18 protein-coding genes are annotated in these 17,317 nt (G+C 75.0%); 10 read left to right on the top strand and 8 right to left on the bottom strand.

The window, feature by feature from the left end:
* The first annotated feature begins 1 nt into the window (after position 1).
* Genes RQM47_RS00685 through RQM47_RS00675 form a run of 3 tightly spaced genes read left to right on the top strand, consistent with a single transcriptional unit; the run spans position 2 to position 2,444 of the window.
* The gene (locus RQM47_RS00685) at positions 2-328 is read left to right on the top strand and encodes a nucleotidyltransferase domain-containing protein (protein WP_314006988.1); all 327 of its coding nucleotides are present in this window, start codon (positions 2-4) and stop codon (positions 326-328) included.
* The gene (locus RQM47_RS00680) at positions 325-705 is read left to right on the top strand and encodes a HEPN domain-containing protein (protein WP_314006985.1); all 381 of its coding nucleotides are present in this window, start codon (positions 325-327) and stop codon (positions 703-705) included. Before RQM47_RS00685 ends, RQM47_RS00680 begins: the two co-directional genes overlap by 4 nt.
* Positions 702-2,444 carry an EVE domain-containing protein gene (locus RQM47_RS00675; RefSeq protein WP_314006982.1) on the top strand — a complete coding sequence of 581 codons (1,743 nt, stop codon included), beginning with the start codon at positions 702-704 and terminating at the stop codon, positions 2,442-2,444. Before RQM47_RS00680 ends, RQM47_RS00675 begins: the two co-directional genes overlap by 4 nt.
* 49 nt (positions 2,445-2,493) lie before the next feature.
* On the opposite strand, the gene RQM47_RS00670 is transcribed toward RQM47_RS00675, so the two are convergent.
* Positions 2,494-3,111 carry a hypothetical protein gene (locus RQM47_RS00670; RefSeq protein ID WP_314006979.1) on the bottom strand — a complete coding sequence of 206 codons (618 nt, stop codon included), beginning with the start codon at positions 3,109-3,111 and terminating at the stop codon, positions 2,494-2,496.
* Between the two features lie 47 nt (positions 3,112-3,158).
* Here RQM47_RS00670 and RQM47_RS00665 point away from each other — a divergent pair, with 47 nt between their 5' ends.
* Positions 3,159-4,808 (top strand): DUF2357 domain-containing protein, encoded by a 1,650-nt coding sequence (locus RQM47_RS00665; protein WP_314006976.1) that lies wholly within the window; start codon positions 3,159-3,161, stop codon positions 4,806-4,808.
* 21 nt (positions 4,809-4,829) lie between these two features.
* Here RQM47_RS00665 and RQM47_RS00660 read toward each other — a convergent pair whose 3' ends face one another.
* The 3 genes from RQM47_RS00660 to RQM47_RS00650 all read right to left on the bottom strand — a co-directional run bounded on the left by RQM47_RS00660 (position 4,830) and on the right by RQM47_RS00650 (position 7,305).
* Positions 4,830-5,864, bottom strand: coding sequence for a glycerophosphodiester phosphodiesterase family protein (locus tag RQM47_RS00660; RefSeq protein ID WP_314006973.1), 1,035 nt, complete (start codon positions 5,862-5,864; stop codon positions 4,830-4,832).
* Positions 5,861-6,331, bottom strand: a complete 471-nt coding sequence (locus RQM47_RS00655; RefSeq protein WP_314006970.1) for a SufE family protein — start codon at positions 6,329-6,331, stop codon at positions 5,861-5,863. Before RQM47_RS00655 ends, RQM47_RS00660 begins: the two co-directional genes overlap by 4 nt.
* 104 nt (positions 6,332-6,435) lie before the next feature.
* Positions 6,436-7,305, bottom strand: a complete 870-nt coding sequence (locus RQM47_RS00650) for a sulfurtransferase (RefSeq protein WP_314006967.1) — start codon at positions 7,303-7,305, stop codon at positions 6,436-6,438.
* A 210-nt stretch (positions 7,306-7,515) separates the two neighbouring features.
* Here RQM47_RS00650 and RQM47_RS00645 point away from each other — a divergent pair, with 210 nt between their 5' ends.
* Together RQM47_RS00645 and ubiG are read left to right on the top strand one after the other, a co-directional pair.
* Positions 7,516-8,736: a 3-oxoacyl-[acyl-carrier-protein] synthase III C-terminal domain-containing protein gene (locus RQM47_RS00645; RefSeq protein WP_314006964.1), complete on the top strand. Its 1,221-nt coding sequence runs from the start codon at positions 7,516-7,518 to the stop codon at positions 8,734-8,736.
* Between the two features lie 297 nt (positions 8,737-9,033).
* A complete protein-coding gene (gene ubiG / locus RQM47_RS00640) occupies positions 9,034-9,762 on the top strand; it encodes a bifunctional 2-polyprenyl-6-hydroxyphenol methylase/3-demethylubiquinol 3-O-methyltransferase UbiG (protein ID WP_311665770.1) in 729 nt (242 codons plus the stop codon).
* Between the two features lie 157 nt (positions 9,763-9,919).
* On the opposite strand, the gene RQM47_RS00635 is transcribed toward ubiG, so the two are convergent.
* From RQM47_RS00635 to lipA, 3 genes are all read right to left on the bottom strand, one after another.
* Positions 9,920-10,453 (bottom strand): DinB family protein, encoded by a 534-nt coding sequence (locus RQM47_RS00635; RefSeq protein ID WP_311665768.1) that lies wholly within the window; start codon positions 10,451-10,453, stop codon positions 9,920-9,922.
* Between the two features lie 46 nt (positions 10,454-10,499).
* The gene (locus tag RQM47_RS00630) at positions 10,500-10,943 is read right to left on the bottom strand and encodes a hypothetical protein (protein ID WP_311665766.1); all 444 of its coding nucleotides are present in this window, start codon (positions 10,941-10,943) and stop codon (positions 10,500-10,502) included.
* A 73-nt stretch (positions 10,944-11,016) separates the two neighbouring features.
* The gene (lipA, locus tag RQM47_RS00625) at positions 11,017-12,000 is read right to left on the bottom strand and encodes a lipoyl synthase (RefSeq protein WP_311665764.1); all 984 of its coding nucleotides are present in this window, start codon (positions 11,998-12,000) and stop codon (positions 11,017-11,019) included.
* A 338-nt stretch (positions 12,001-12,338) separates the two neighbouring features.
* Here lipA and lat point away from each other — a divergent pair, with 338 nt between their 5' ends.
* Positions 12,339-13,679 carry an L-lysine 6-transaminase gene (gene lat, locus RQM47_RS00620; RefSeq protein WP_311665762.1) on the top strand — a complete coding sequence of 447 codons (1,341 nt, stop codon included), beginning with the start codon at positions 12,339-12,341 and terminating at the stop codon, positions 13,677-13,679.
* A gap of 71 nt (positions 13,680-13,750) precedes the next feature.
* Here lat and RQM47_RS00615 read toward each other — a convergent pair whose 3' ends face one another.
* Complete coding sequence (locus RQM47_RS00615; protein WP_311665760.1) at positions 13,751-13,906, bottom strand: hypothetical protein; 156 nt, start codon at positions 13,904-13,906, stop codon at positions 13,751-13,753.
* 575 nt (positions 13,907-14,481) lie between these two features.
* On the opposite strand from RQM47_RS00615, the gene RQM47_RS00610 reads away from it, so the two are divergent.
* The 3 genes from RQM47_RS00610 to RQM47_RS00600 all read left to right on the top strand — a co-directional run bounded on the left by RQM47_RS00610 (position 14,482) and on the right by RQM47_RS00600 (position 17,295).
* The gene (locus RQM47_RS00610; RefSeq protein WP_311665758.1) at positions 14,482-14,841 is read left to right on the top strand and encodes a cupin domain-containing protein; all 360 of its coding nucleotides are present in this window, start codon (positions 14,482-14,484) and stop codon (positions 14,839-14,841) included.
* A gap of 94 nt (positions 14,842-14,935) precedes the next feature.
* Complete coding sequence (locus tag RQM47_RS00605; protein WP_311665756.1) at positions 14,936-16,102, top strand: DUF3095 domain-containing protein; 1,167 nt, start codon at positions 14,936-14,938, stop codon at positions 16,100-16,102.
* Positions 16,103-16,206: 104 nt separating this feature from the next.
* Positions 16,207-17,295 (top strand): App1 family protein, encoded by a 1,089-nt coding sequence (locus RQM47_RS00600; protein WP_314006962.1) that lies wholly within the window; start codon positions 16,207-16,209, stop codon positions 17,293-17,295.
* Positions 17,296-17,317: the final 22 nt, after the last annotated feature.

Raw genomic sequence — 17,317 nt, 5'->3', positions numbered from 1 at the left:
CGTGCCCGCGACGCTCCCCGACGGATTCCTCCCCGCCCTCCGCCGCCGGCTGGAGGCGCACTACGGCGACCGGCTCGTCCGGGCCGTCCTATTCGGGTCGTACGCCCGCGGCGAGGCGACCGAGGAGTCCGACGTGGACGTGCTGGTTCAGCTTCGGGGCGATGTGAACGCCTGGAGGGAGTACGGGGAGTTGTCCGAGATCACTCTCGACCTCCTGTTCGAGTACGGCGAGCTCGTCTCGTTCGTCGTCGTGGACGACGAGATCTGGGAGCGGGGGTGGTCATTTGTCCAGAACGTCCAAGAGGACGGGGTCTCCATCGCAGCATGACAGACGAAATCAACGGCCTCCTCGCCCTCGCCCGCGAGGACCTGGAAACTGCGCGCCGCGACCTCGCCGCAGGCGCCTTCCGCCACGCGGTGTCACGGGCGTACTACGGCGCGTTCCACGCGGCCTCCGCCGCTCTCCTCCACCGGGGACACCGCCCCAAGTCGCACGGCGGTGTCCACCGGATGCTGAGCGACCTGTTCGTCCGCGAAGGGCCGCTCGGTAGGGAACAGGGGCGAGCCTACACCCGGCTGATGCAGCTCCGTTACGACGCGGACTACGAGGTCGGGCGCATCATCCCGCAAGAGGACGCCGAGCGGTCTGTCCGGGACGCCGCTGCGCTCGTGGACGACCTCGCCGTCTGGGTCGAGGCGCAGTGACCTACTGGCTCTGGTCCGTCCCGCCCGACCTCTACCCCGCCGTTGTGCGGACGCAGACGTTCGCGCTCCGGCAGCAGGGGCGGAAGCGGCTCGCTGAAGTCCGCCCCGGCGACCACGTGTTCGCCTACGTCCCCGGCAGCCGCGTGATCGCGGGGCAGTTCGAGGTCGTGGGCGAGCCGTTCGAGGACGCGACGGCGCTCGTGCCCGGCCGCCACGCGCCGCACCGGGTCCGCGTGCGGCCGGTCGTGGTGCTGCCCGAGGAGGCGTGGGTGCCGTACGACGGGTTCGCCCGCGACCTCCGCGTGCTCGACCAGTACGCCGACGTGCGGCCCGAGGCCCGCTTCCGGCGCGTCGTGCAGCGCGTGCTCCACCGGCTGCCGCCCATCGACGGGAAGGTGCTGGAGTTCGTCGTCCGCGCCCGCGCTGGGGCCGACCCCGAGGCGCTCATGGCCGCCGTCGAAGCCGTCCGCGAGGCGCGCGACGCCGCCCCGCCCCGCCCCGCCGCGCCGCCTGAGGGCGACCGGCCGGAGAGCGCCGCCCCTCCCGCGCGGGGCGGGGTGGTCGCGGAGCCCGGCGTCGGCTACGTCGCGCCGTCGGGGTTCGACCGCGCCGAGGCGACCGAGCGGCTGATCGAGGCGCTCGCTGCGCGCGGGTTCGTTTTCGCTCCGTGGGAGGTGGCCGCCTACGTGACGGCGCTCCGCACGAAGCCGCTCGTGCTCCTGGCCGGCGTGACGGGCGTGGGCAAAAGCCGCCTCCCCGCCCTCGTCGCCGAGGCCACGGGCGGGGCGGCCGTCGTGGTCCCGGTCCGCCCGGACTGGACGGACCCGGGCGAGACGATGGGGTACACCGACCTGGCCGGCCGCTTCCGCCCGGGCGCCGTTCTGCGCGCGGCGTGGCAGGCCAGCGACCACCCCGCCCGCTTCTGGACGCTCGTGCTCGACGAGATGAACCTGGGGCGCCCCGAGCACTACCTCGCCGAGGTCCTGTCGCGCGTCGAGGACCGCCGCCCCGCGCCGGGCGGGTGGGAGAGCGCCCCGCTCCTCACGGACCAACTGGACGTCGAAGAGGCCGCGTGGCAGGCCGTCCGCCTGCCGCCGAACCTGGGAATTGTGGGGACGGTGAACGTGGACGAGAGCGCGCACGCGTTCAGCCGGAAGGTGCTCGATCGGGCGTTCGTGATCGAGCTGGCCGCCCGCGACCTCGCCGCCTGGGACGCCGCCCCGCCCGCCCCGCCCGCAGCCGAAGCATGGCCGGCGTCGGCGTGGACGCCCCGGGCCGTTCGTCTGGGCGGGGCGGCGCTCTCGTCCGACGAGCGCGCGGCGGTCGAGCGGACGGTCGCGGCGGTCGCCGAGGCGAGCGCGATCCTGGACCCGGCCGGGCTGGGCGTCGGCTACCGGGCGCGCGACGAGGCGGCCCTGTTCGTCGTCCACGCGGGCGAGACGCCGGGCGCCTTCCGCACCGACGACGGGGGCGGGGTGGACGCGGTCGACGTGGCGCTGCTCACCAAGGTCCTCCCGCGCATCGACGGCGCCCGCGCGCCGGCCCGCGCCGCCGTCTACGCGCTCCTGGCCTGGGCCGCCGGCGAGCCCGCCCGCCCCGCCCGAGACGTGGTCGACGAGTGGGCGGGGGCGGGGCGGCCCTCGTCCCTCGACGGCGCCCGCTTCCCGCGCACGGCCGCGCGCCTCGCCCGGATCGCCGAGGGGGCGCTCGACGACGGCGTCGCCTCGTTCTGGGCGTGAAGCGCGGGAAATGGAGACATGAAAAATGGGGGATAGGAGCCAGAGGAGCCTATTCCCCCTTTCCTATGTCCCCATCCCTCGCATTCCGAATCGCCCCGCACGTCTGGGTAAAAGTGGCGGCGGAGCGGCTGTGGGCGGCGTCGACGGGGACTGGGACGTCCATGACGAGGTCTTGCCCGTCGCTGCGCGTCGTCGCGCCGAGGCGGCGGAGCCAGGTCGTCATCCGGTCGTTCTCGCGGCCGACGAGGCCTCGAAGCGTGCGCACGCCGAGCGGCTCGGCGGCGACGGCGAGGACAGCCAGGAGCAGCTTGCCCACGCCCAGCCCCTGCGCCGTGTCGAGGACGGTGACCGAGAACTCGGCCACGTCGGGCTCGCTCTGCAGCCGGATCCACCGGCCGACGCCGAAGCCGGGCGCGTCGGGGTCGGTGAGGTCGAGGGCGCCCCACGCGACGTGGTCGACGTGGTCGACCTCGGTGAGGTAGCGGAGGGCGGCGTCGCTGAGCGTCGAGACCGAGCCCAGAAATCGGAGCCGCCGCGACTCCTCGGACAGCTCCGCGAACCCCTGCGCCAGCCGCTCCCGGTCTTCGGGCACGACCGGACGCAGCGCCACCGGGCGCCCGTCTTCGAGCGTGAGACGGAGGACGAACGGCTCCACAGTCGGCTCCACGAGCGGACCCAAAGGGCGAGGTGGGGAGGCGCTAGCATACGGCCGCTGTGCAAACACTCTTCACCATCGAGACCGCCGCCCTCCGCCTGACGTGGAGCGGCCCGCCCCGCCCCGCCCGGGGCTCCGCGTCGGACGCCGGCCGCCCCGCCCCGCTCGTGGCGCGGGCGCTCGGGGCCGACGCGCTCCGGCTGGACGCGGGCGGGGCGGCCGTGTTCGCCGAGCGAGACGTGGTGCTGGAGGAGGAAACCAGCTACGCCGTCCTCCTCCAGAGCCTGTCCGGCGAGCCGGTGTCGCTGGAGCACCGGGACCCGGTCGTCGTGGGCGGCCTCGTCGCGGCCGACGGCGGGCGCGTGGTGCATGGACGCGTCCGGTTCGGGTCGCAGGCGGGGAGGGCGCGGTTCGTCGTCCGCTCCGGCGGGCGGTCCGAGGCCGAGATCGAGGTGACGGTCGCCCCGACCAAGCTGCCGCTGTCGGACGTCGAGGCCATGCGCGCGGACGTCGAGGCGGCGGCGGCCGGGCTGTCGGTCGCCTCGCTGCGCCCGGCGACGCTAGGCGGGGCGGCGTCGGAGGGCGCGCCCGCCCCGCCCGTGTGGCTCGCCGCGCTCGCCGCGTCGGTCGGGGCGCTGGACGACGCCGTTGCCGAGATCGACCGGCGGCCGGCGCTGGAGACGGTCCGCCCCGCCCGCGCCGTCCGCGCCGACCGGCTGCGGCGGGCGTCGCCCGAGACGCGGTCCGCCGCGCGCCGGGGCGGGGTGGCGGGCGTCCTCCCCGGCCGCCCCGCCCGGCTCACGGACGACACGGCGGCCCACCGCTGGATCGGGGCGGCGCTCGACCGCCTGGTCTCGCGGCTGGGCGCGCTCGCGGCGGGCGAGGCCCGCCGGCGCCCGACGGCGCGGCGCCAAGCCGTCCGCCGCGAGATCGCAGGGTTGGAGGAGCGCCTGCGCCGCGTCCGCGCGCGGCCCGTGCTGGGCGGGGCGGGGCGCGCTCCTGCCGTGCCGCCGCTCGTGCTCCGCCGCCGCCCCGCCTACGCCGCGGTCTACGACGCCCTCCGCGCCGCCGAGCGCGGCCTCGACCTCCAGAGCAGCGGCCTCGACGTGGCGACGCAGGACCTCGCCGTCCTCTACGAGACGTGGGCGGCGCTCGCCGTCGTGCGCACCGCCGCCGCTGTGCTCGGACTCGCCGCCCCGCCCCGGCTGGCCGTCGACGTCGAGGGCGCGGACGTCCGCCTGCGGCCGGACCAGGCGGTCGTGCTCGCGGGCGGGGCGGCGACTGTCGAGGCCCGGTACCAGCCGCGCTTTCCCGCCCCGCCCGCGCTCCTCGTCCAGCGGCCGGACCTGTGGCTGACCGTGCGCCAAGCGGGCTGCAACCGGGCGGGGCGGCCGACGCGCCGCGTCGTGCTCGACGCCAAGTACCGCCGCGACGACGCGGCCGGCTACCGCCGCCGCCACGGCGCCGCCGGCCCGCCCGAGGACGCGCTCGGCACGCTCCACCGCTACCGCGACGCCATCGTCGGGCCGGGCGGGGAGGCCGGCGTCGTCGACCTCGCCGCGGCGCTTTTTCCGGGCGACGACGACCCCGTGTTCCGCACGTCGCGGTTGTGGACGAGCCTGGACGCGCTCGGTGTCGGCGCCGTGCCGCTGCGGCCGGGGCACGAGGGCGCGCTGCGGGCGCTGCTCACGCGGCTGGTCGGACCGTAGCGCCGACCGCCCCGCCCGCGCCTACGGGCGGGGCGACGGGGCGGGGCGGTTCGCGTTGGCTCGGCGCGCGGCGAGGGCGGCGGCGGCCACCTCGTCGGTCCCGATCACGTCGACGCCGGTGACGAGGAGGGCGTCGTAGGGCTCCGTCGTCGCGGTCGCGGCGGCCTCGGCGTCGATCGCCCCGTAGGCGCCGGCCTGGGCGCGGATGCCGGCCGCGTGGAGCCGCGCGACCACGTCGGCGTCGGGCGGGCCGACGCCGGTCCACGCCACCACGCGGCTCAGGTCGACGTCCGAAGCGAGGAGCGCGTCGGCGGCGGCGACGGTCTCGGCCGTGCTCGACACGACGAGGTCGGGGTCGAGGGCGTAGAGCCGGAGGTGGTCCTCCAGCGAGTACACGATGACGGCGGACTGGTCGGCCGCTTCCAGCCGCTCGACTTCGGCGACCAGCTCCTCGTACGGCACGTCCGATTTGACGTCGAGGAGCAGGACCGTCCGGGCTTCAGCCCACGCCAGCGCCTCGGCGAGTGTCGGCACGCGGAACGAGGTGACGAGGCTGTCCTCGGTCACGAGCCGGAGCGAGCGGATCGCCTCGAACGAGGTCTCGTCGACGCGGCCCGTCCCAGTCGTCGTCCGGTCGAGCGTCTCGTCGTGCATGAGCACGAGGACGCCGTCGGCCGTCCGCCGCACGTCGGTCTCGATGAGGGCCGGCGCGAAGTTGAGCGCGTGCTCGAACGTGGCGAGCGAGTTCTCGGGGAGCCCGTGGGGCGGGGCGCCGCGGTGCGCGCTGACCAGGACCGGCGCCCCGGGCCGCCACCGGAGCGCCGCCGCGAGGTCGTCCGCCGTGTCGTAGTCGCGGTAGTGGACCGACGACGTGGGCACGACCACGCGGCTAGAGGGCCGCTCCTCCAGGGCGAGCGGGCGGGGCGAGCCGCACGCGCCGAGCGCGACGGCCAGCAGGGAGGCGAGTGCGGCCACCCCGCCCCGCCAGAGCGGGCGGGGCGGGGTGGGGCGGAGCGAAACGTCGTGGGGCGGGGCGGGGCGGAGGCCGAGGGTCACGCTTCCACCCCGCCCGAGGCGTCGCCGTCTGGGTCGGCGGCCGCTTCGGCGACCCCGTGCTTGAGCCGGGCGAGGACGCCGGCGAACCCGCGCTGCCGCTGCACGCCGAGCAGCTTCGCCACGCCGAGTTGCCGGAGGAGGTCGTCGGGGATGTCGGCGACCTCGGCCGGCGGCGCCCCGTCGTACGCCTCCATCAGGATGCCGACGAGCGCCCGCTGCGTCGGCGCGTGGCCCGGGATGTCGGCGTGGATGCGAACCGCCCCGCCCTCGGCGTCGGGTTCGACCTCGGGGAAAAAGTAGACCTCGGCCTGGCATTCGTGGACCCGGCCGAGCCCGGCGTCGCGGGCCGCCTGGTACTTCTCGGGGAGCGGCGGGAACTGCCGGGCGTGTTCGAGCAGGAGCTCGACCTGCATCTCGGGCGGGACGGAGGCCAGCTCGTCGGCGATCTCCTGGAGGCGGGCGTTCATCAACTGCAGGGAACTAGGAAACGGGAAACAGGAACGGGCAGAGCGGGCGGGGTGGTCGAAACGGAGACTCTATTTCCCAGTCCCCATTCCCTATTTCCTGGCCTCTACTCCCCCTCGTCGGGCTCGCCCTTCTCGATCGGCGCGCCGACGAGGTTGCCCCACTCGGTCCACGAGCCGTCGTAGTTCTTGACGTTCTTGAACCCGAGGAGGTAGCGGAGCACGAACCACGTGTGGCTGGAGCGCTCGCCGATGCGGCAGTAGGCGATCGTCGGCTCCTTGGGGCTCAGCCCCTGCTCGTCGAGGTAGATGGCCTCCAAGTCCTCGCGGCTCTTGAACGTGCCGTCGTCGGCGGCGGCCCGGCTCCACGGCACGTTCGAGGCGCCCGGGATGTGGCCCCCGCGGAGAGCGGCCTCCGAGTTCGGGTTGCCCGGGGCGTGCGTGACCTCGCCGATAAACTCCTGCGGGCTGCGCACGTCGACGAGTGCCCCGCCGTCCTCCATGTGGCGGAGGACCTCGTCGCGGAAGGCGCGGACCGTCGGCTGCGGCGTGTCTGCGGTGTAGTCCGTGCTCTCGAAGTCCGGGGCGTCGGTCGTCATCGTGCGCCCCTCGGCCTCCCACTTCGCCCGGCCGCCGTCCATGACCCGGCAGTCCTTGTGGCCGAACATGGTGAACGTCCAGAAGGCGTAGCAGGCCCACCAGTTCGACTTGTCGCCGTAGAACACGACCGTCGTGTCGGGGCGGATGCCGAGCTTCGAGCACAGCCGCTCGAACTGCTTCTGGCTGATGTAGTCGCGGACCTCCTCGTCCTGGAGGTCGGTCTGCCAGTCGACGTGGACGGCGTTGTGGAGGTGGCCCGTCGCGTAGAGCAGGACGTCCTCGTTGGACTCGATCACGCGGACGTTCTCGGTGTCGGCGAGGTGGTTCGCGACCCAGTCGGTGGAGACGAGGACCTCGGGGTGGGCGTAGTCGGACATGGCGGGCGCGGGGCGGGGTGGCGGAAGCTAGAGGGCCGAACCCGCGACGGGCGCCGGGGTGCCGCCCCGCCCGGGCGCGCAGGCGCCTTCACCCGGTCTCCCCCGGGCGGGGCGGCGGCCGCGCCCGGGGCATCGCCTGAGATGTGCGGGCGCTAGGACCCACGACGGACCCCGATAAGTATCGACTAACCCTCTTACACCTCCCCGCCCGTGGCCCCCCGCGCTTACCTCACCGCCCGCCCCCTCGCGTTCGGCCACCTCCTCCGCCAGGAGGACGGCGTGGCCTGGATGAAGGCGGCTCTTCAGCGCGTGGCCGAGACCGCGCCGGTCCCGGACCTCGACCGGGCGCTCCGGCTCTACGACCTGCTCGGCCGGCGGAGCGCGATCGACACGCGGCGGACGGCGCTCGAAGACTACGCGCACCAGGACTGGGACCGGATGCGGGTCCACGCCGCCCCGCCCAGCGGCGACGGGCAGGTCGGGGGCGGGGCGGCCGCCGCCCCGTGGTACCGGGCGTCGCTCGACGCGCGGATGGCCGTGTTCACCGAGACCGCCGAGGCGATCGCGCACGACGCGTTCGCCGGCGACGCCGAGCCGCCCAACGCGCTGCTCCAGGTGAGCTGCACGGGCTACGACAGCCCGAGCGCCGTCCAGCGCCTCGTCGCCGCGCGCGGCTGGGCCGACCGGACGCGGCTCCTCAGCGTGGGCCACATGGGGTGCTACGCGGCCCTCCCCGCCCTCGCGACCGCCGCCGACCTCGCCACGGCCACGGCCGCCCGCGCCGTCGCCGCGGGCGACGAACCGGGCGGGGCGGCCCTGGGCGGGGCGGACGCCCGGACGTCGGTGCTCCTCGTCGAGATGTGCACGCTCCACCACCACCTCGCCACGACGGACCCGGACCGGATCGTGCAGCAGGTCCTGTTCGCCGACGGCGCGGCGCGGCTCGACGTGACGGTCCAGCCCCCGCCCGAGCCGCACTTCGCGCTCCTCGACCACTTCGAGGCCATCCTCCCCGACACGCTCGACGAGATGACGTGGCGGCCGGCCGACGGCGGGTTCGCGATGACGCTGAGCCGCGAGGTGCCGGCCCACATCCGCGCCCACGTCGCCGGCGCGTTCGGGGCATTCCTGGCGCGGAACGGGCTGGATGTGGACGACCTCGACGTGCTGGCCGTCCACCCCGGCGGCCCGCGTGTGATCGAGAGCACGGCCGAGGCGCTCGGCGTCGGCGAGGACCGCGTCCGCCACAGCCAGGGCGTGCTCCGCGAGCGCGGCAACATGTCGTCGACGACGCTCCCCCACATCTGGGACCGCGTGCTCCAGGACGACGACGTGCCGGCCGGCGCCCTCGTCGGCTCCGTCGCCTTCGGCCCCGGCCTGACGGTGACGGGCAACCTGCTGCGGAAGGGCGGGGGGGCAGTCGGTCAGTAGAAGATCAGTGGATCAGTAGGATCAGTGGGACGGGGTGGCCGATTTCAGAGCGGCGCGCCCGCCGCGTCACGCGGGCGGGGCGGTCTGAGAACGGTGCTGCCCCGCCCGTGGCCGCCCCGCCCGGCCGCGCTACGCCGTTGCATGCAACGGCGCTACGGCACCCGCCCCGCCCCCGGCACAGCGGGCGGGGCGGGCACCCTTCCGCCTTCCGCCTTCCGCCTTCCGCCTTCCGCCTTCCGCCTTCCGCCTTCCGCCTTCCGCCTTCCGCCTTCCGCCTTCCGCCTTCCGCCTTCCGCCGTGCCTGCTGTCAACAACGCCTTTTACGACGACCTCGGGGACCGCTGGTTCGAGGACGACGGCCACGCGATCGCGCTGCTCCGGGCCGAGGGCATCCTCAAGACGGCCTACGTCCGCGAAGTGCTCGACCGGCACGGGATCGACGAGGGCGCCCGCGTGCTCGACGTGGCGTGCGGGGCGGGGCTCGTGTCGCTCCCGCTGGCCGACGCCGGCTACCGCGTCGAGGGCGTCGACCTGTCCGAAGGGTCGCTGGCCGTGGCCCGGCAGCGCGTGCCCGACGCCACGTTCCGCGTGGGCGACGCCCTGGCGCTGGACGCCGAGGACGGCGCCTACGACGCGGTCCTCCTGCTCGACGTGCTCGAACACGTCGAGGAGCCCGCCCGCGCGATCGCCGAGGCGGCCCGGGCCGTCCGGCCGGGCGGGGTGGTCGTGTTCAACACGTTCAACCAGACGCCGCTGTCGTGGCTCGTGGCCGTCCACGGGTTCAAGGCCGTCGTGCGCGACGCGCCGCAGCACCTCCACGTGTGGCGCCTGTTCATCCCGCCCGAGACGCTCCGCGGCTACGCGCGGGCGGCCGGTCTCCGCGTGGAGGAGGTGCGCGGGATGCGGCCGCGCCTGGACGGCGCGTTCTGGCGCTCGGTCGCCCGGCGGCGCATCGATCCGGGCTTCCGGTTTACCTACACGTCGACCGAGGCCGTGGGCTACGTGGGCGTGGCGGTCAAGGCGTAGCGAGCGCCGCCCCGCCCGCTCGGTCTGCCGCCCCGCCCGCTCGGTCTGCCGCCCCGCCCGCTCGGTCTGCCGCCCCGCCCGCTCGGTCTGCCGCCCCGCCCGCTCGGTCTGCCGCCCCGCCCGCTCGGTCGTGCCCGCGTTCGGGGGCGGGGCGGCCTCAGACGCCGAGCGTCTCGCGGGCCGCGGCGATCTGGCGCTCGTGGTTTAGGTCGTGGCCCGCCAGCAGCGTCGCGATGCGGCGGACGCTCTCCTCGCCCCGCTCGCTGTGGAGCCCGACGCGGTCCCAGTCGGCCGCGTCGAGCGCGCGGAGAAAACGGACGGTCATGCGCCGCCCCGCCCTCCAGTCGCCCAGCGCCTCGGCGACGGTGCCGCGGCTGTAGTGCAAGCGGTCGGCCCAGGCGTCCTGGTCGTAGCCGACGATCTCGGGCCGGTCGGCGGCCACGATCAGGCGGAGCCGGTAGCCGTAGACGACTTCGGAGTCGGCGAGGTGGCGGAGCACGCTCAGCACGGACCACGAGCCGGGGCGGGGCGGCCGGCGGGCATCGGCGTCGGAGAGACCGGCGACGGCCGCGGCGGCACGCTCGGGCGCGGCGTCGAGGAGCGCGAGCGGGTCGCGGTCGCCGACGAGCGCGAGGACGTTCTCGACGTAGGCGCTGGGGTCGGCGGCGTCGTAGGCGGGCGGGGCGGGCATGGCGCGCGGGCGGGATGGCCCGCCAGTCTACACCCCGCCCCGCCCGCTACGGCGCCGGGACGCGCGGGACGTCGTCGCCGACGACGTCTGGGGGGAGCGGGCCGCACAGGTCCGTCACGCGGGCGTGCGCGGCGGGCAGGTCGAGGCGGACCGCGTTCACGTCGACGGTCACGTCCGCCCCGCCCCCGTCCCACGTCCCCGACTCGGCCGGGGGCACGTAGCGGAACACGGACTGGCCCTCGCGGACCGGCCCCTCAAACAGCCCGGTCTCCTCGATCCCGAGCCCGACGAACGCGTTTCGCTGGGGCACGTCGACCCGTCCGAGCGGCGTCATGACCGTGTAGCCGTTGTCCGTCGTCCGGGCCAGGAGCGTCGGGCAGTCGGGGCGGAGCCGGTAGACGACGTGGGCGTCGACCTCGCCGCGGGCCGAGGGCTCGAACGCGCCGCGCACGACGCCGCACCCGGCGAGGAGAAGAGGGATGAGGGACAAGGGATAGAGGGATAAGCAGAGAAGGCGGTGCGGCCCCCGCCCTCCTCTCATCCCGCATCCCGCATCCCTCCCCCTAAACATGCCGCTCGGCGTGGTACGAGCTCCGCACGAGCGGGCCGCTCTCGACGTGCTCGATGCCCAGCGCCTCGCCCTGCTCCTTGTACCACGCAAAGCGGTCGGGGTGGACGAACTCCTCGACGGGCAGGTGGTGGCGTGTGGGCTGGAGGTACTGGCCGATCGTCATCACGTCGACGCCGTGGGCGGCGAAGTCGGCCATGAGCGAGACGACCTCGTCGGGCGTCTCGCCCAGGCCCACCATGATCCCGGACTTGGTGCGGAGGCCGTGCTCGGTCTTGGCCAGCTGGATCACGTCGAGCGACCGCTGGTAGTCGGCCTGGGGGCGGACGCGGCGGTACAGCCGCGGCACCGTCTCGACGTTGTGGTTGAGGACCTCCGGGCGCGCCTCGAACACGGTCTCGAGGGCGGGGCGGAGCCCGCGCATGTCGGGGATGAGCACCTCGATGGTCTGGTCCTGGTCGTGGACGCGCCGGATGACCTCGGCGAAGATGGGGGCGCCCCCGTCCTCGCGGTCGTCCCGGTTGATCGACGTCACCACGACGTGCTGGAGCCCCATGAGCTGGGCGGCCTCGGCCACGCGCCGGGGCTCGTCCCAGTCGAGGTCCTTCTGCTCGGGGCGGCCCGTGAGGACGGCGCAGAACGAGCAGCCCCGCGTGCACACGTTCCCGAGGATCATGAACGTCGCCGTGCCGGCGCTCCAGCACTCGCCCATGTTCGGGCACCGGGCCGACGAGCAGACGGTGTGGAGGCCGTGGGCCTCGATCGTCTTCTGGACGTCGCGGAACGTCTCGCCGTAGGGGAGCTTCGCGCGCAGCCACGGCGGCCGGCCGCCGGGCCGGCTCGCGACCTGCGGCTTCTGCACGACGGGCAGTTCGAGGGCGAAGCCGTCGCCCTCGGGCGTGTCGAGCGCCACGGGCGGGGCGGCGGCCTTGAGCCGGACCTCTCCGGGGCGGCGGGGCGGGGCGGGTGTCGCGGGCATAAGGGCGGGGTGGGGGTCCCAGGGATGCGCGGGAAGGTACGGGCGGACCCAAAGGGCGAGGCGGGGCCGTTCGTGTGCGGCCGCCCCGCCCCGGGGCCGCCCACGCCAGACGGCGGGGCGGGCGGCGGGCTTACGCGGGCAGGTCAGTCACCCCGCCCGAGCCGTGGCCGCCGCCCCGCCCGCGCGCATAGGCAATAGGCAAGCGAGGGCGGGGCGGGCGCGGCGAGGTTCGTGGGCGCTCCGGCCGGCGGGTCGCCCGGAAGCGCTCCCACCGGACCAGAACGCCGCCCGGGGCCGTTACCTTGCGCGACAGACTTCCGACTCCACCCCGCGCCCCCATGCAGATCACCGCCTCCGAGACCCGCTACGGCCTCCCCGCCCCCGCCGACGTCCGCGGCATCATCGGGCGCCACCTGCTCGCCGACGGCTACCCCATCGTCCTCGACATGGAGGCCAGCCAGGGCGCCCACCTCCGCGACGCCGCGACGGGCCGCGACTACGTCGACCTGTTCACGTTCTACGCCTCGAACCCGCTGGGCATGAACCACCCCGCCCTCGCCGGGCCGGGCGAGGAGGCCGAGGCGTTCCGGGCGCGGCTCATGGAGGCGGCGCTCAACAAGGTGGCCAACTCCGACGTGTACACGCCGCACCTGGCCCGCTTTGTTGACACGTTCAGCCGCGTCGGCATTCCGGACGAGCTGCCCCACGCGTTCTTCGTCTCGGGCGGGGCGCTCGCCGTCGAGAACGCGCTGAAGGTGGCGTTCGATTGGAAGGTGCGCAAAAACCAGCAGAAGGGGTACTCGGGCGAGCGCGGCCACAAGGTCCTCCACTTCCGCGAGGCGTTCCACGGGCGGACCGGCTACACCATGTCGCTCACGAACACGGACCCCAACAAGGTCGCCCACTACCCCAAGTTCGACTGGCCCCGCGTCGCGAACCCCAAGATCCGCGGGGGGAACGTGGAGGAGCGTGAGGCGGCCGCGCTCGCCGAGGCCCGCCAGGCGTTCACGGACCACCCGGACGAGATCGCGGCCCTCATCATCGAGCCGGTCCAGGGCGAGGGCGGCGACAACCACTTCCGCCCGTCGTTTTTCCAGGGGCTGAGGGCGCTGGCCGACGAGTTCGACGCGCTGCTCGTCTTCGACGAGGTCCAGACGGGCGTCGGGCTGACCGGCACCTTCTGGGCCTACCAGGGGCTCGGCGTGACGCCCGACGTGATCGCGTTCGGCAAGAAGACCCAGGTCTGCGGCATCCTCGCGAGCCGCCGCGTGGACGAGGTCGAGGGCCACGTGTTCGCCACGTCCAGCCGCATCAACTCGACGTGGGGCGGCAACCTCGTCGACATGGTCCGCTTCGACCGCATCCTCGAAGTCATCGAGGCCGACGACCTCGTCGGCAACGCCGAGCGCATGGGCCAGCACCTGCTCGCGCGGCTCCAGGAGCTCGAAGCCGCGCACGAGGCCGTGACCGACGCCCGCGGGCAGGGCCTGATGTGCGCGTTCGACCTGCCCTCGAAAGAGATCCGAAACGCGGTCGTCCAGCGGGCCTTCGACGACGGCGCGATCGTGCTCGGGTGCGGCGAGCGCTCGGTCCGGTTCCGCCCCGCCCTCACCGTCACCGACGCCGACCTCGACGCCGGCGTCGCGATCCTGGAGGGGGCGATCAAGGCCGAAGTGTAGGCGGCCGGCCGCCCCGCCCGGCGCCGGGCGGGGCGGCTCTGGGTGGACGCGGCGCGTGCCCGCCCCGCCCGCTACAGCGTCCCGTCCGGTTTGTCGCTCTCGCCGTCAGCGCCCTTGCGGCTGGCCGGGTCCTTGAACGCCTGCCGCGCGAGGACGATAAAGATGGCCAGGACGGCGACGGCGAGGAGGATGTAGAGGAGGTTGCTGGCGACGTCTCCGAAGGACATGGTCGAGAGGGTGAGAGGACGAGGCGTACGCCCCACCCCGCCCGCCGCTCCCCGTTCGCCGCCCGATCAGGAATCGCCGTGCGGGCGGGGCGGCCCCGCTGGCGGACGTGGCCCCAAAGCACGCCGCCCCGCCCGAGGCGTCGGGCGGGGCGGAGGCGGGGCCGGGGCGCTGGCGGAGCGCTTACCCGCTCGGCCGCTTGTCGGGGAGCGCGGCGAGGAGGAGGAGCGCGAGCAGAGCCGCCGGGGCCGCGAGTTGTAACGCGAGAACCATGGGCGGGGGCGGCTGACGAGGGGGAACTCTCATGCGTAGGGTACGGGCCGAGGTTTCGCGGCCGCGCCCGAATCCGCCGAGCGGTCGGCCGCCCCGCCCGAGCCGTCCGAGGGGCGGGGCGAGGCGTGGCCCGCCCCCAGCGCGCCCGCCCCCACGAGGCGGCGGCGTTGGGGGCGGGGCGGTCGGGTCGTTACGTTCCGCCGCGGCCGCCGTAGTCCGACGCCCCACGCGGCGCGGCGCCAACGCCCGCCCCGCCCTCGGCGCGGCCGGCCACATCTTCCGCTCTCCGCTCTCTACCCCGCCCATGCCGCAGCACATCACCTCGCCCACCCGCATCCCCGTCCCCGGCGGGAAGCTGATCGAGGAGCACGTCGGGAACGTCCGCACCGGCACGGCGGCGTTGTCGGTGGCCCACATGGTGGCCCCGGCGGGGTGGGACGAGCCGGCGCAGACGCCGGCCTTCGACGAGGTCACGATCGTCGTCCGGGGGACGATGCGCGTCGAGCACGAGGGCGGACACCTCGACGTCGGGCCGGGCGAGACGGTGCTGTGCGAGGCCGGCGAGCGCGTCCGCTACCTTAACCCGTCGGAGGCGGACGAGTGCGAGTACTGGGCCGTCTGCACGCCCGCCTTCGCGCCGGACCTCGCGGGCCGCGACGACTAGCAAGGCAGCGGGTCGGGCCTCCGCTCAGTGCGTGGGGGCGGGGCGGCCCCACCGATTTGCTGATCCGCCGGCTCTCTGACCTCCCGCCCCGCCCGTGGCCGCCGATTTCTTCGCCCGTCTCACCGCCGTCGAGCGGTTCGCCGCGCTCGCCGACCCCGAGGCCTACACGCCGGCCCCGGACGACTGGGCCGTCGTGCTCACCGACGTCGTGGGCTCGACGGAGGCCGTGCGGGCGGGGCGGTACCGGGACGTGAACTACGTCGGCGCGGCGTCGATCGCGGCCGTGCTCAACGCGAGCCACCGGGCCGACCTCCCGTTCGTGTTCGGCGGCGATGGGGCCACGCTCCTCGTCCCGCCCGAGCACCTGCCGGCGTCGCTCCGCGCGCTCGCCGCGCTCCAGGAGCACGCCTCGGCGCGGCTCGGGCTCCCGCTCCGCGTCGGCGCCGTTCCCGTCACCGCGATCCGGCAGGCCGGACACGACGTGGCCGTCGCGCGGCTCCAGGTGACGGACCGCTACGCGCAGGCCCTGTTTCAGGGGCGCGGCGTGGAGTGGGCCGAGCGCCAGGTAAAGAGCCCGGCCACGGCCGAGCTCTACGCCAACCGCGCCGAGCCGCCCGAGGGCGCGGACCCGTACGCCGGCCTCGAGTGCCGGTGGGAAGACGTGCAGAGCCCGCGCGGCGAGACCGTGTCGCTCCTCGTCGAGGCCGTCGGCGGCGACACCGGCGCGACGTACCGCGAGGTGCTCGGGACCATCGAGGCCCTCTACGGCCGCGGCGACGCCGCGCGCCCGGTCACGCTCGACCGGCTCCGCCTCAGCGCGCGGCCCTCCAAGCTCAGCCCCGAGGCGAGGCTCCGCCACCCCGGCGCCCGGCTCCGCTACCAGGCCAAAATGTGGGCGCTGAACCTGCTCGGTCGCACGCTCATCGGGCTCGGCGCTCGGACGCAGGAGACGGACTGGGAGGAGTACCCCAAGCGGGTCCTCGCCTCGACGGACTACCGCAAGTTCGACGGCGTCCTCCGCATGGTGCTCGCGGGCGGGGCGGCGGACCGCGGGCGCCTCGAGGCCACGCTCGACCGGCTCCACCGGGCGGGGCGGCTGGCCTACGGGCTCCACGTCACGGACCGGGCCGTCCTCACGTGCATCGTCTACGAACGGATGGGGGGGCAGGTCCACTTTGTGGACGGGGCCGGCGGCGGCTACACGAACGCGGCCGTCGCGTTCAAGCGGCGGCGAAACGCGCTGGCGGGCGGGGCGCGCTGATGGGCGGGGCTCCGCAGCGGGGCCGCAGGCCCTAAAGGGCGGGGCGGGGTGGCGGACCTCCGCGCCCGACGCGCGGGTAGGTGGCTTCCCACCCCACCCCGCCCATGCTCGACGCCCTCACGTCCATCCTCGTCCGCGCCGAGCGCGTGGTAGACCGCTCGCTGAGCGCCGTCCGCCGCCGCTACGGCCTGTGGGACGACGTCCACGTACTGCCGTACCACGGCTACGGCCGCCCCGACCGGGTCCGCCTGCTCGGGCGCGTCCTGGACGACCGAGAGGTCGAGCACGAGGGAGCGCTCACGCGGCTCGAGAGCGCCCGGCTCACGGCCCGCCGGTTTCTCAGCGACGAGGTGCCGGGCGCCCGGGTCACGGTTCAAGTCGGCGGGCAGACGGTCCGCACCGAGACCGACGAGGACGGGTACTACAGCCTCGACGTCGAGACGGCCGCACCGCTCGCGCGCGGCTGGGCCGAGGCGACCGTGACGGTCGAGGAGCCGCAGCACGCCGAGGCGACGGCCCGGGTCGTCGTGCCGCCGGCCGACGCCCGGTTCATGGTCGTGAGCGACGTCGACGACACCGTCATCCGCACCGGGGCCACCAACAAGCTCCGGTTCGCGCGCGTCGTGCTCCTCAACAACGCCACGACGCGCGAGGTCTTCCCCGGCGTCGGCGCCCTCTACCGCGCGCTCGTGGACGAGGGCGGGGCGGCGACGAACCCGATCTTCTACGTGTCGTCGTCGCCGTGGAACCTGTACCGCCAGTTTGCGGGCGCCTTCGAGCACCGCGGCGTGCCGCCGGGGCCGCTCTTCCTGAAAGACTTTGGGGTGGACCCGGGCAAGTTGATCAAGTCGGGCCACCACGCCCACAAGCTGGACCAGATCCACACGCTCCTCGACTTCTACCCGGACCTGCGCGTGGTCCTCGTGGGCGACAGCGGGCAGGAGGACGCCGAGATCTACCAGCAGGTCGTCGCGCGCCGCCCCGCCCGCGTGGCCGCCGTGCTCGTCCGCGACGTGACCGACGGCGCCCGCGACCGGGCGGTCGGCCACATCGTGCGCGACGTCGAGATGCGGGGCGTGCCGATGCGGCTCGTCCGCGACACGGTCGGGGCGGCCGAGGCGGCGGCCGAGTTGGGGCTTATCGACGCCGATGACGTGGACCGCGTGCGCCGGGCGGCGTCGGCGGAGCGGTAGGGCGGGGTAGGAGCCGCCCCGC

Origin of the sequence: Rubrivirga sp. S365 (genome assembly GCF_032248475.1) — a bacterium.
GTDB lineage: Bacteria > Bacteroidota > Rhodothermia > Rhodothermales > Rubricoccaceae > Rubrivirga > Rubrivirga litoralis.
Note: the sequence above shows the minus strand (reverse complement) of the source record. Positions and strands in the feature narration are given on the sequence as shown.

Coding starts and splice junctions, on each gene's coding strand:
- RQM47_RS00680 (WP_314006985.1), top strand. CDS start 325: ATGACAGACGAAATCAACGGCCTCCTCGCCCTCGCCCGCGAGGACCTG.
- RQM47_RS00635 (WP_311665768.1), bottom strand. CDS start 10,453: ATGCCCGCCCCGCCCGCCTACGACGCCGCCGACCCCAGCGCCTACGTC.
- RQM47_RS00655 (WP_314006970.1), bottom strand. CDS start 6,331: ATGAACGCCCGCCTCCAGGAGATCGCCGACGAGCTGGCCTCCGTCCCG.
- RQM47_RS00600 (WP_314006962.1), top strand. CDS start 16,207: ATGCTCGACGCCCTCACGTCCATCCTCGTCCGCGCCGAGCGCGTGGTA.
- lat (WP_311665762.1), top strand. CDS start 12,339: ATGCAGATCACCGCCTCCGAGACCCGCTACGGCCTCCCCGCCCCCGCC.
- RQM47_RS00610 (WP_311665758.1), top strand. CDS start 14,482: ATGCCGCAGCACATCACCTCGCCCACCCGCATCCCCGTCCCCGGCGGG.
- RQM47_RS00650 (WP_314006967.1), bottom strand. CDS start 7,305: ATGTCCGACTACGCCCACCCCGAGGTCCTCGTCTCCACCGACTGGGTC.
- RQM47_RS00615 (WP_311665760.1), bottom strand. CDS start 13,906: ATGTCCTTCGGAGACGTCGCCAGCAACCTCCTCTACATCCTCCTCGCC.
- lipA (WP_311665764.1), bottom strand. CDS start 12,000: ATGCCCGCGACACCCGCCCCGCCCCGCCGCCCCGGAGAGGTCCGGCTC.